The sequence below is a fragment of the Planosporangium spinosum genome (assembly GCF_049999945.1).
Classification (GTDB): Bacteria; Actinomycetota; Actinomycetes; order Mycobacteriales; family Micromonosporaceae; genus Planosporangium; species Planosporangium spinosum.
The window spans coordinates 64,813-77,246 of sequence record NZ_JBLYUB010000027.1 but is presented as its reverse complement, the minus strand read 5'-3'; the positions used below and the strand labels follow the sequence as shown (position 1 = coordinate 77,246).

Sequence of the window (12,434 nt, the reverse complement as noted above, 5' to 3'; positions counted from 1 at the left end):
CGTGCCCGGCACCCTGGTTGATCTCCTTCTCGTGGGTCTGATGCTCGTGTTCGCCCTGAACGGTTACCGTCAGGGCTTTCTCATCGGACTCATGTCGTTCATCGGTTTCTTCGGCGGCGCCCTGATCGGACTGCAACTCGGGCCCCTGATCGCCCAGCGCTTCGCCGACGACCCGGTCCGGGTGCTCGTGTCGTTGGCCGCCGTCTTCGGGCTGGCCGCGGTCGGACAGGGGGTCGCCGGCTTCGTCGGGGCCAAGCTACGGGAAGCGGTCAGCAGCCAGTCCGCGCGCCACCTGGATGATCTGGGTGGCGCGCTCGTCTCCGTGGTCGCGGTGCTCCTCGTCGTCTGGCTGGTCGCCGCGCCGCTCGGCTCGTCGTCGCTGCCCTGGCTGGCCCGTGCGGTGAAGAACTCGGCGATCCTCGGCACCGTCGACCGGGTCATGCCGGGCGAGGCCAAGGCGCTGTCCGGTGCGCTGCGCCAGACCGTCGACACGCGCGGCTTCCCGGACGTCTTCGGCGGACTGACCCCCACCCGGGTCCGGGAGGTCCCCGAACCGGACCCCGCCCTGGCCAGCTCGCCGCTCGTGGCGAACTCGCGCAGCTCGGTGGTCAAGGTGCTCGGCACCGCACCGAGCTGTTCGCGCCGCATCGAGGGCTCCGGGTTCATCTACTCGCCGGAGCACGTGATGACCAACGCGCACGTCGTGGCCGGTACCCGCAACAACACCGTGGAGGTCAACGGGGTGCGCCGGGCCGCCCAGGTGGTCGTCTACGACCCCCGCCGGGACCTGGCGGTGCTGTACGTTCCCGGCGTGCGCGGCCCGGTCATGAAGTTCGGTGGGCCGGCCCAGTCCGGCGCCGACGCGGTCGTGCTCGGCTACCCCCTCGACGGGCCGTTCGACGCGCGCAGCGCCCGGGTCCGTGACCTGCGCGACATCACCGGCCCGGACATCTACAACGCCGGCAAGGTCACCCGCGAGGTCTACACCCTTAAGGGCCTGGTCCGCAGCGGTAACTCCGGCGGCCCGATGGTCGGCACCGACGGCACGGTACTCGGCGTCATCTTCGCCGCCGCGGCCGACGACCCGCAGACCGGCTTCGCGGTGACGGCGGAGGAGGCGTCACCGGTCGCCGTCGCCGGGCAGGCCCGCACGCAGCCGGTCGACACCGGCGACTGCGCCGACTGACGACCCGGCGCGGACCGACCGGCCGCGGCTACCCGGCGCGGGTGAACCGGAGGACGAACAGCACGCCGCCGACGAGGAACAGCACCACGACCAGGCCGACGGCGGCGCCGACCAGCAGCGCGTAGGGCACCACCCGTATCCGGTCGGCGGTGACGGCGGGCTCCGGCGACGTACGCGCCGCGAACCGCTCGACCCCCGGATACGCCGGAGGCGCGACGAGCGGGTTTCGCCGTACGGTCGGCACCGTGGCGGTCACCGCGGCGACCGGGTTGACCTCGCCGTAGCCGTACCGGTCGTCGCGTCCTGGGGGGCCGAGGTCGCGGGCCGTGCGGATCAGCCGGTTGATGACGTTGGCGGCGTCGAGCGTCGGCCAGCGGGCACGCACCAGCGCGGCCGAGCCGGCGACCAGCGGCGCGGCGAAGCTGGTGCCCTGGACCTTCCAGTACCCGCCGGGGCGGGCACCGATCAGGTTGACCGCGGGCGCGGCCAGCACGGTCGGCGAGCCGGTCAGCGACCCCGTCCACAGCGCCTCCGAACCGCCGCCGGAGCCGGCCCCGGCCGCGGTGCCGCCGCCGCTCGCGGGGGTACCGGTGTCCTCACCGCCGGCCAGCCCGGCGACCGCGACCACGCCCGGTTCCCGGGCCGGGTACCAGACCTCGGTGTAGTTCGCGCCGGCTGTCACGTTGCCGGTACAGGCGACCACCACGACGTCGTGGGCGGCCGCGTAGCGCAGCGCCTCCGCGATGGCGTCGCTGTGCGCGCTGCCACCCAGGGAGAGATTCGCGATCTTCGCACCATGATCGACCGCCCAGCGCAGGCCGGCCGCGACCACGGTCGCGTCGTCGTACTTGTTCTCCTTGTCCAGGACCCGTACCGGCAGGATCTTGGCCCCCGGCGCGATGCCGGCCACCCCGGAGCTCTTGTCGTTGCGCCCCGCGATCAGCGCGGCGACGGTGGTGCCGTGCCCGACGAAGTCGCGCCGGCCGTCGGTGGAGCCGTCGACGAAGTCGGCGCCGGGCAGCACCTGCCCGGCCAGGTCGGGATGGCTCGCGTCCACGCCCGAGTCGAGCACCGCAACCGTCACCCCGGCGCCGGTGGTGGTCCGCCACGCCGTGGGCACGTCGAGCGCGCGCAGCTGGAACTGCCCGTCGCGGATCGGGTCCGCGTACGCGGCGGCGGGCAGGCCGGCAGCCGCGACGACGGTGGCCACGGCGCACGCCAGCGTCAGCGCGGCCGCGCGTGTGATGGCTCGGCGGGCGGAGGCGAATCTGGTCACGGTGGCTACATTCTGGCGGTGATCCAGCCGGCGTGGGGATCGGCGTGCGTTAAGAGTTCCTTAGTTCGGCAAGTTCCTCAGTTCGACGGGACGTGCGCCACCTGGATGAGCCGTGCCCCTTCCCTGCGGGTGACCAGCCAGCCCCGGCCGGGCGGCTGGATCGACGGCCGGATGTTGCCCAGCAACTGCCCTTCCTCGCGGTCCCCCGACATGATCAGACCGGGCGAGGACAGCTCGCGCAGTCGCTGGATCACCGGGTCGTACATGGCCCGGCCGGCACCACCGCTGCGCCGGGTCATGATCAGGTGCAGCCCCACGTCGCGCGCCTGCGGCAGGTACTCCAGCAGCGGCAGCAGCGGGTTGTTCGGCCCGCTGACGACGAGGTCGTAGTCGTCGACCAGGACGAAACACTCCGGCCCGGTCCACCACGACCGGTTGCGCAGCTGCTCCTGGGTGACGTCCGCCGGGGGCAGCCGCTCCTTCATGTACTGGGCGACCGCCTGCGTCAGCTCCAGCGTCTGCGCCGCCGATGTGCAGGTGGCCATCTTGTGCTCGGTCTCCAGCGCCCCCAGCAGGCTGCGCCGGAAGTCGACGAGGAGGATCCGCGCCTGCTCCGGCTGGAACCGCTCGGTGATCGTCCGCGCGAGCATGCGCAGGAACGTCGACTTGCCCGCCTCCGAGTCGCCGAAGAGCAGGAAGTGCGGCTCGGCCTCGAAGTCCACCAGGACCGGCCGCAGGTCGGCCTCGGCGATACCGATCGGCAGCGCCAGCGGGCGGCGCTCGTCGCGTACCGTCTCGACGGCCGAGTACGGCACCACGGCCGGCAGCAGCCGTACCCGGGGCGCCGGCGCACCGGTCCAGCTCGCCGCGATCTGCTTGACCAGGTCGGCAGGCTCGCCACCGGTCAGCCTCGGTACGGCGGTCAGGAAGTGCAGCTGCTCCGCCGTGATACCCCGGCCCGGGGTGTTCTTCGGCACGTTGTCCGCGGCCTTGCGCGAGATCGACGAGTCGCTCGGGTCGCCCAGGCGCAGCTCCAGCCGGGAGCCGAACACGTCCCGGATCGCCGGCCGGAAGTCCATCCAGCGCGTCGCGGCCACGACCACGTGGATGCCGTACGACAGGCCGCGGGTGGCGATGTCGGTGACCACGGCCTCCAGATCGTCGTACTCGCTGCGCAGCGTCGCCCAGCCGTCGATGACCAGGAAGACGTCGCCGAACGGGTCATCGGCGGCGCCACCGGCGCCGGCGGCCCGACGCTTGCGGTAGGTGGCCATGCTGTCCACCCCGATGGCCGCGAAGCGGCGCTCCCGCTCCGCCAGCAGCGTCGCGATCTCGCCGATCGTGCGCCGCACCGCGGCGGTGTCCAGCCGGCCGGACACGCCGCCGACATGTGGCAGCTCGCGCAGGCCGGCGAGCTGGCCGCCACCGAAGTCCAGGCAGTACACCTGGGCCTCGGCCGGGGTGTGGGTGAGGGCCAGGCCGGTGATCAGCGTGCGCAGGGCGGTGGACTTGCCGCTCTGCGGGCCGCCGACGACGGCGACGTGGCCGGCCGCCCCGTCCAGTTGCAGCCACAGCAGGTCGCGGCGCTGCTCGTACGGCTTGTCGACCAGGGCGACCGGCACCTGCAGGGCGCCACGCAGCTGCGGGTTGGTGACCGAGAGGCCGCGGGCCGCGTCCAGCGCCACCGGTCCCACCAGCTCGTCGACGCTCGGCGGGGTGGTCAGCGGCGGCAGCCACACCTGGTGGGCCGGAACACCGTTGCCGGCCAGCCGGCCGGCGATGATCTCCAGCAGGCTCTCACCCTCGGCGGCCTGCTCGACCGGAGCCTCCGGCTGCTCCGGTACGGGCACGAAGTGGGTGCTGAAGTTCTGTACCCGACCCGCCACGCGGCGCCCGTCGGCCGTCGTCGTCTCGCCGGGCCGCAGGTACGGCCCGGACACGTACGCCGCCTTGAACCGGACCAGCGGCTCGGTGCCGAACTTCAGGTACCCGTGCCCGGGGGAGCGGGGCAGCTCGTAGGCGTCCGGGACGCCGAGCACCGTGCGCGACTCCAGCGCCGAGAACGTCCGCAGACCGATCCGGTACGACAGGTGCGTGTCCAGGCCGCGCAGGCGCCCCTCCTCCAGGCGCTGGCTGGCCAGCAGCAGATGGACGCCGATCGAGCGGCCGATCCGGCCGATCTGCAGGAACTGGTCGATGAACTCCGGGTTCTGCTGGAGCATCTCGGAGAACTCGTCGCAGACGATGAGGAGGCTCGGCAGTGGCGCCAGCGGCGCCCCGCCGGCGCGGGCCTTCTCGTAGTCGCGCAGCGACGAGAAGTTGCCGGCCGCCTGCAGCAGTTCCTGGCGGCGCATCAGCTCGCCGCTGATCGCGTCGTTCATCCGGTCGACGAGGTGCCCCTGGTCCTTCAGGTTGGTGATGACCGCGGCGACGTGCGGCAGCTTGTCCAGCGAGGCGAACGTCGCACCGCCCTTGAAGTCGATCAGGACGAAGTTGAGCGTCTCCGACGAATGGGTCGCGGCCAGCGCCAGCACGAGGGTGCGCAGCACCTCCGACTTGCCCGAGCCGGTCGCGCCGACGAGCAGGCCGTGCGGGCCCATACCGTCCTCGGCCGACTCCTTGAGGTCGAGTTCGACCGGCTGCCCGTCGCGGCCGATGCCGATCGGGACCCGCAGCCGGTCGCGGTGCGGCCGGGGCGCCCAGCCGTGGGCCACCTCGAACGCGTACGGGTCGGCGATGCCGAGCAGCTCGGTGAGGCCGAGGTCGCGGCTCATCGGCGCGTCGCTCGAGCGCGCCGCGGCGGCCAGCCGCAGCGGCGCCAGGCGCCGGGCCAGCCCTTCGGCGTCGGCCCGCGACAGTGCGTCGGCGGTGCCGACCTCACCCTCGCCGTCGATGGAGATGGTCAGCAGCCGGCGGTCCGGGCCGGACGGGTCGAGTACCAGCATCGACCGGTCGAGCAGCCGCGGTGGCGGCTCGTCGAGGTCGAGCAGCGTCACCCCGTCCACCCCGCCGTCGGTGGCCAGGTGGGCGCTGCCGGTCAGCTCACCGCCGTCGAGGACGACGATCAGGTGCGGGCTGGTACCGCCGCCGGGAGTGAACCGGGGACGGTTGGAGATCAGCTTGTCCAGGCGCTGCTCCAGCTCGGCCGCGGTGGTGGCGACCAGGCGTACCGGCCCGACCGCGTCGGTCGCCGACGGGTGCAGGTTGTGCGGCAGCCACTTGACCCACTCCCACTCGCCGCGCCGCTCGGGTGCGGTGCAGACGGCGATCAGCAGGTCGTCGGGGGCATGGAACACGGCGAGCTGCGCGAGCATGGCGCGGACCAGGCCGCGGGCGGCCTCCGCGGTGGCCGGCGTCACCCGGCCGCCGCCGCCCCGGTCGGCGGAGACGCCGCGCACGTACACCCGGGCGAAGCCGCGCACCGACACCGCGACCGGCAGATCCGGCACGACCGAGTACGCGTCCAGGAAGCGGCGCAGCGCGCCCGCCGTCATCGGCTCCAGGTCCTCCAGCGGCCGCGTCACCGGCGGGACGAGCGGGGTGGCCAGCGTCTGCGGCCCGACCGCGACCCGTACGATGCCGAAGTCGCCGTCGCCCGGCCGCCGCTCCCACAGCCGGTGGCTGTCCACCGTCGACCAGATCCGGTCGGGGTCGGGATGGCGGTAGAACAGGCCGGTGCGCTGCCGCTCGGCCGTCTCCCGGACCCGTTTGCGCAGCAGGGCGAGGTGGCGCAGGTACTCCCGGCGGGCCGTCATCATCTCGGACTTCTTGGGCCCCGAGTTCGACCAGGACGTGGCGAGCATGCCGAGGGTCGAGACGCCGAACACCCCGCCGACGATGTACGAGTACGTGCCGCCCTGCCTCCCCGCGAACAGCAGCGCGGTCGCGACCGTGCCCGCGAGCATCGGCAGCATCTGCAGAGCCTGCTGCCAGCGCGCGTTCGTCGCCTGGGGGATCTCCGGCGGCGCGTCGACCGCCAGCTCGCCCGTCGGGATCTCGGGGGCCGGGCGGCGGGGTAGGCGTTTGACGACGACCGTGCTCATGCCGTCACCTCGCACCGTCGTCCACGCATTGAGCCTCCGCTTCGCTCGCTCACGTCAGGGATGCTAGGTGTTCGATACGAGTTCCGTCTGACCGGTGGTTCGTGGTAGGAGTACCGAGTGCCTGCCCCATCGACCGGCCTCGCCCGGGTGACGATCAGTTCGCCGCAGCGACGCGTCGATGTCGCGCTCCCCGACGGCGTGCCCCTCGCCGAACTCCTGCCCGAGTTGCTCGGCCATGCCGGGGAAGCGCTCGCCGACGACGGCGAGCGCCACGGCGGGTGGCTGCTGCGCCGCGGCGACGGCACCGTGCTGTCCACCACGTCGCCGCTGGCCGCCCAGGGTGTCCGCGACGGCGCCGTGCTGCACCTGGTGCCGGCCCGGGAGGAGTGGCCGGAGCTGGAGTACGACGACGTCGTGGAGGCGATCGCCGCGGGCTCCCGCCGGTACGGGCTGGGCTGGAGCGAGCGGGCGAGCCGGATCACCGGCCTGCTCGCGGCCGGTCTCGCGCTGGCCGTCGGGCTCGGCGCGGTGCTGGCCTCCGGGCCGAGCTGGACCGTGCCGGGGCTGGTCGCGCTCGCCGTCTGCCTCCTGCTGCTGGTCGTCGGCGTCGTGTCGTCCCGCGCCTACGGCGACGGGCCGGTGGGCGCCACCGTCGGGGCGTACGCGCTGCCGTACGCGTTCGTCGGCGGCCTGCTGGTGCTGCGGCCGGACCGGGGCGCACCCGACGAGTGGAACCTGCTCGTCGCGGCGACGACCATGCTGCTGGTGGCGCTGGTCGGCGCGGTCGGCGTCGGGTACGGGCTGCGCCTGTTCGTCGCCGGTGTGACGGCGGCCGTCCTGGGCGTGGCCGGCGCGCTGCTCGGCCACGTCACCTCGGCCGCGGGTGCCGCGGCGGCGCTGCTCGCGCTGCTGGTCGCGGGGATCGGCGTGGTACCGCTGCTCGCGATCCGGCTGGGCAAGCTACCCATGCCGTCGATCACGCTGCCCGCGGACCTGTCGGCCGGTGGTCAGGGCCTGGAGCCGCAGCCGGAGCGGGAACGCGTCTTCGCGGCGGTGGCCCGTACCGACGAGATGCTCACCGGCATGCTGCTGGGGCTGACCGTCGCGGGCGTCGCGTCGGCGGCGCTGCTGGCGCGTACCGGAGACCTGGCCGCCGGCCTGCTGGTCGCGGTCGCCTCGGGGGCCCTGCTGCTGCGGGCGCGGCTGTTCGTGACGGTCCGCCAGCGGTTGCCGCTGATCGGGGCCGGGATCGCCGGGTATGTGCTGCTCGCGGCCGGGGTCCTCGTCCCGCGTGGTGGCCTCGTGGCGCAGGCCGGGGCGTTCGGGATCGCCGTCGTGGCGGTGCTCGCGGCGCTGGCCGGTGCGCGGTACGCCCGGCGTGCGCCGTCGCCGTACCTCGGCCGGGCCGCCGACGTGCTCGACGCGCTCTGCGTGGTGTCGGTGCTCCCGATCGCCTGCGCGGTGCTCGGTCTGTACGGGCTGGTCCGTACGCTGACCTCCTGAGGCGGCGCCCCGTCTTCGGACACGGCCGGCGGCGCCGCCGGAAACGCGAACGGCGCGGCTTCCCGTGAGGGGCGGCCGCGCCGTTCACGATGACGGTGTCAGTCGTGCTTCGGGGCCACGTCGCTGATCGGCTGCACGCCCGGGTCGTGGTACTCGCCCGACTCGATGCCCTGGCGGTAACGGTCCCGCGACTTCTCGATCTCCGCCTCGGCCTCGTGGCGGCCGGTCCACGTCGCGCCCTCGACGCTCTTGCCGGGCTCGAGGTCCTTGTAAACCTCGAAGAAGTGCTGGATCTCCATCCGGTCGAACTCCGGCAGGTGGTGGATGTCGCGCAGGTGCTCCTGGCGGGGGTCGTCCGCCGGCACGCAGAGCACCTTGTCGTCGCCGCCCTTCTCGTCGGTCATCCGGAACATGCCGATGGCGCGGCAGCGGATCAGGCAGCCCGGGAACGTCGGCTCCTGCAGGAGTACCAACGCGTCCAGCGGGTCGCCGTCGTCACCGAGGGTGCCCTCGACGAATCCGTAGTCGGCGGGGTACTGCGTCGCGGTGAAGAGCGTACGATCCAGGCGAATCCGCCCGGTCTCGTGATCCACCTCGTACTTGTTGCGCTGCCCCTTGGGGATTTCGACCGTGACGTCGAATTCCATCTCCGCTCCTCCAGCTCGCCCCGTTGCGACCGCAGGAATAAATTCCCGCGACGACACACACCAACCACGTTCCAGCAGTTGACAGTGTCCCTAGGGTCGTGGAGGGGCGTGAAGGAGGGTGCGATGTCGAGGGAAAGGCCACACCTCGTGCGACGGTTGCTCGTCGCCATGGTATGTGTGTTGTGCGTCGCACTGGCCGTGCTCGGTGGCGTCGTGGCTGCCCCGGACGCGGTCGCCGGCCTGATCGGCGCCCCCCGGCGTTCCTGGCACCCTGGCACCCCGCTCGCTCCGGCCCCGCCGGTTCTGGCCGCGGCCGGCACCACCGCGTCCGCGCCGACCGCGGCGGGCCTCGCGGCCGCCCTGAACCCGCTGCTCAGCGACCCGGCACTGGGCGGGAAGACAAACGTCTCCGTCGTCGATGCCGTCTCCGGCCAGCGGTTGCTCGACCGCGGCGCGGGCGAGGGGATGCTGCCCGCCTCGACGCTGAAGCTGCTGACGGCGGAGGCCGTCCTCAAGGCCCGGGGTGGCGACTACCGGCTGGCCACCCGAGCGGTGGCCGGACCCAACCCGGGCGAGGTCGTCCTCGTCGGCGCCGGCGACCCGACCCTCGGTGCCGGGGAGCGCCGCACGTACGCCGACGGGGCCCGGCTCGACAAGCTGGCCGACCAGGTCAAGCAGGCACTCGGTGGTACCGCGCCGACCCGTGTGATCATCGACACATCACTGTTCGGCCCGGCGACGACCGGCCCCGGCTGGGACAGCGACATCGTCTCCCCGAGCGGCAACGCGTCCCCGATCTCGTCCCTGATCATCAACGGCGGTCGCACCACGCCGGCCAGCCCGCACGGGACCAGCGCGCGCACGTTCACCCCGGACGTCGACGCCGGCAAGGCGTTCGCCGCGGCGCTCGGCCTCCCGCCGACGGCGGTGACCCCGGGTACCGCGCCCGCCGGGGCCGCCCAGCTCGGCGTCGTCGAGTCACCGACCATCGCCCGACTGGTGGAGCTGATGCTGGTCGAGAGCGACAACGTGATCGCCGAGTGCCTGGCCCGGCAGGTCGCCGTGGCACGCAACCAGCCGGCCACGTTCGCCGGGGCCGCGACCGCGATGCGCGAGGTCCTCGCCGAGCTGGGCCTCGCCGTGGACGGGTTGGTGCTCGCCGACGGCAGCGGGTTGTCCCGCACCAACCGGGTCACGCCGGCGCTGCTGACCGACGCGCTGCTGCTCGCGGTCAAGCCGGACCATCCGGAACTGCGCGTCCTCTTCCCCGGCCTGCCGGTCGGCGGGTACTCCGGGACGCTGCGCGACCGGTACCACCGGCCGGTGGGCGGCGTGGCCGCGGCCGGCCAGGTCCGCGCGAAGACCGGCAGCCTGAGTGCGCTCAACGCGATCGCCGGCATCGTCGTCGACGCCGACGGCCGGCCCCTGGTGTTCGCCGTGATCGCCTCGGGGGCGCTCGACGGGGGACCGGTCCCGACTCCGGCGCAGGAGGCCCTCGACCGGGTGGCCGCCGGACTGGCCGCCTGCGGCTGCCGCTAGGACCGGTGGCACCGGCCGCCGCTGCCGCTGCCGCTGCCGCTGCCGCTGCCGCTCAAGATTCGTGCGGTTTCGGCGCCATCGCTGCCATCCATCGGCTGACGGCCGCCGTTCCGGCGACATCGCGGGGGATTTCGCCCCCGGATTCGCCAACGCTTCGAACGTGCACGTGGCGGGTACGGTGGGGGACATGGCGCAGCAGTTCGTCGACTGGGACCTGGCCGCGGCCACCGCCGCCGCGCTGGGCCGGACCGGTCCGCAGGTGTCCTACGACGAAGCGGTCGAGGTCGTCGCCGATCTCCGGCGGCTCACCGACGAGGCCGCCGGCCACGTCCTCGAATACACGCTGATGCGCCCGGTGGGCCCCGATCCGGGCGTCCGGGTGGTCGACCGGCGGGACTGGGCGGCGGCCAACATCGACGGGCTCCGCCAGGTCGTCGTCCCGCTGGCCGAGCGCCTCGCCGGCGGCCGTCCGCCGGGCGCCCTCGCCACCGCCATCGGCGGCCGGGTCACCGGGGTACAGGCCGGCACGGTGCTCGCCTACCTGTCCGGGCGGGTGCTCGGGCAGTACGAGGTCTTCTCCGCCGACCCGGGGCAGTTGCTGCTCGTGGCGCCGAACATCGTCGACGTCGAGCGCAAGCTCGCCGCCGACCCGCGCGACTTCCGGCTCTGGGTGGCACTGCACGAGGTCACCCACCGCACCCAGTTCACCGCCGTGCCGTGGCTGCGTGGCCACTTCCTCGGCGAGGTGCAGGCGTTCGTCGACGCCGCGCAGATCGACCGCGAGCAGCTGCTGGAGCGGATCCGCAACGGGGTGTGGGCGCTCGCGGAGTCGGTGCGCAACCCGGACAGCCGGACCTCCGTGCTGGACCTGGTGCAGACCCCCGCCCAGCGCCGGGTCCTCGACCGGCTGACCGCGCTGATGACCCTGCTGGAGGGGCACGCCGAGTTCGTGATGGACGGCGTGGGCCCGCAGGTCGTGCCGACGGTCGACGCCATCCGCAGCACGTTCAACCAGCGGCGGGAGGCGGCCAACCCGCTGGAGCGGGTGCTGCGCAAGCTGCTCGGCATCGAGGTCAAGCTGCGCCAGTACGCGGAGGGCCGCAAGTTCGTCCACACCGTCGTCGACCGCGTCGGCATGACCGAGTTCAACCGGGTGTGGCAGTCGCCGCTGACCCTGCCGAGGCTCTCCGAGCTCGGCGACCCGGACGCGTGGATCACGCGCGTGCTCCGCCACGACGCTTCCTGATCACGATGGCCGCGCTGGCGCCGTCGGTGGCCGCGGTGCGCGTCGCCGTCCGCCGGGCGCTGGCCGGAACGGCACCGGACTCGCTGGTCCTGGTGGCATGTTCGGGCGGGGCCGACTCGCTGGCGCTCGCCGCCGCCGCCGCGTTCGTCGCGCCCCGGCAAGGGTTGCGCTGCGGGCTGGTCACCGTCGACCACCAGCTCCAGCCCGGCTCGGCGGACCGGTCGGCGGCCGTGGCGAAGTGGGCGGAAGCGTGCGGCCTGAGTCCCGTGGTGACGGTGCGGGTCGAGGTGGGCGGGAGACCGGGAGGTCCGGAGGCCGCCGCGCGCGAGGCGCGGTACGAGGCGCTGGTCGGCGCGGCCCGGCGCGCGGGTGCCACGGCGGTCCTGCTCGGCCACACCCGCGATGACCAGGCGGAGACCGTACTGCTGGCGCTGGCGCGGGGCGCCGGTCCGCGCGGGTTGGCCGCGATGCCGGCCCGCCGGGACGTCGCCGGGATCGCGCTGCTGCGCCCGCTGCTCGACGTGGCGCGCGCCGATACGGTCGTGGCGTGCCGGGCGCTCGGGCTGGAGCCGTGGCAGGACCCGCACAACACCGACCCGTCGTACGCCCGGGCCCGCGTCCGGGCACTGCTGCCGGCGCTGACCGAGGCGCTCGGGCCCGGCCTGGTGGGCAACCTCGCCCGCGCCGCCACGCTCGCCGCGGCCGACACCGAGGTGCTCGACGCCCTCGCCGCCAGGGCGGGCGCGGACGCCGCCGACGGCCGGGGCGGCCTGCGGGTCGACGTCCTCGTCGGGTTGCCGGCCGCCGTGCGTACCCGGGTCCTGCACGCCTGGGCCCGTGGGCTGGGGGTGGCCGGGTCCGCGCTGTCGGCCCGGCACGTGGCCGCCCTCGACGCGCTGGTCACTCGCTGGCGCGGCCAGGGCGCGGTGGCCCTACCCGGTGCCCTACATGTGACCCGCCGAGCAGGTCGGCTGACAGCTTCGCAAGGCTAAGG

8 protein-coding genes are annotated in these 12,434 nt (G+C 73.9%); 5 read left to right on the top strand and 3 right to left on the bottom strand.

Features of this window, described 5'->3' with window-relative positions:
* The first annotated feature begins 1 nt into the window (after position 1).
* Positions 2–1,186: a MarP family serine protease gene (locus ACNTMW_RS27855; protein WP_426636830.1), complete on the top strand. Its 1,185-nt coding sequence runs from the start codon at positions 2–4 to the stop codon at positions 1,184–1,186.
* A 28-nt stretch (positions 1,187–1,214) separates the two neighbouring features.
* Here the strand turns inward: ACNTMW_RS27855 and ACNTMW_RS27850 are convergent, their stop codons facing one another.
* Positions 1,215–2,462, bottom strand: a complete 1,248-nt coding sequence (locus tag ACNTMW_RS27850; protein ID WP_426636829.1) for a S8 family serine peptidase — start codon at positions 2,460–2,462, stop codon at positions 1,215–1,217.
* A gap of 77 nt (positions 2,463–2,539) precedes the next feature.
* Positions 2,540–6,505: a type VII secretion protein EccCa gene (eccCa, locus tag ACNTMW_RS27845; protein ID WP_426636828.1), complete on the bottom strand. Its 3,966-nt coding sequence runs from the start codon at positions 6,503–6,505 to the stop codon at positions 2,540–2,542.
* 117 nt (positions 6,506–6,622) lie between these two features.
* On the opposite strand from eccCa, the gene eccD reads away from it, so the two are divergent.
* Complete coding sequence (eccD, locus tag ACNTMW_RS27840) at positions 6,623–8,008, top strand: type VII secretion integral membrane protein EccD (RefSeq protein WP_426636827.1); 1,386 nt, start codon at positions 6,623–6,625, stop codon at positions 8,006–8,008.
* Positions 8,009–8,106: 98 nt separating this feature from the next.
* On the opposite strand, the gene ACNTMW_RS27835 is transcribed toward eccD, so the two are convergent.
* A complete protein-coding gene (locus ACNTMW_RS27835; RefSeq protein WP_426636826.1) occupies positions 8,107–8,655 on the bottom strand; it encodes an inorganic diphosphatase in 549 nt (182 codons plus the stop codon).
* Between the two features lie 123 nt (positions 8,656–8,778).
* On the opposite strand from ACNTMW_RS27835, the gene dacB reads away from it, so the two are divergent.
* The 3 genes from dacB to tilS all read left to right on the top strand — a co-directional run bounded on the left by dacB (position 8,779) and on the right by tilS (position 12,432).
* The gene (gene dacB / locus ACNTMW_RS27830) at positions 8,779–10,194 is read left to right on the top strand and encodes a D-alanyl-D-alanine carboxypeptidase/D-alanyl-D-alanine endopeptidase (protein ID WP_426636825.1); all 1,416 of its coding nucleotides are present in this window, start codon (positions 8,779–8,781) and stop codon (positions 10,192–10,194) included.
* A 187-nt stretch (positions 10,195–10,381) separates the two neighbouring features.
* Positions 10,382–11,440, top strand: a complete 1,059-nt coding sequence (locus ACNTMW_RS27825) for a zinc-dependent metalloprotease (protein ID WP_426636824.1) — start codon at positions 10,382–10,384, stop codon at positions 11,438–11,440.
* A gap of 5 nt (positions 11,441–11,445) precedes the next feature.
* Positions 11,446–12,432 (top strand): tRNA lysidine(34) synthetase TilS, encoded by a 987-nt coding sequence (gene tilS, locus ACNTMW_RS27820; protein ID WP_426636823.1) that lies wholly within the window; start codon positions 11,446–11,448, stop codon positions 12,430–12,432.
* Positions 12,433–12,434: the final 2 nt, after the last annotated feature.

Bases quoted from the DNA above. Each gene is read 5' to 3' on its own strand.
- dacB (WP_426636825.1), top strand. From the start codon at position 8,779: ATGTCGAGGGAAAGGCCACACCTCGTGCGACGGTTGCTCGTCGCCATG.
- tilS (WP_426636823.1), top strand. From the start codon at position 11,446: ATGGCCGCGCTGGCGCCGTCGGTGGCCGCGGTGCGCGTCGCCGTCCGC.
- eccCa (WP_426636828.1), bottom strand. From the start codon at position 6,505: ATGAGCACGGTCGTCGTCAAACGCCTACCCCGCCGCCCGGCCCCCGAG.
- ACNTMW_RS27825 (WP_426636824.1), top strand. From the start codon at position 10,382: ATGGCGCAGCAGTTCGTCGACTGGGACCTGGCCGCGGCCACCGCCGCC.
- ACNTMW_RS27835 (WP_426636826.1), bottom strand. From the start codon at position 8,655: ATGGAATTCGACGTCACGGTCGAAATCCCCAAGGGGCAGCGCAACAAG.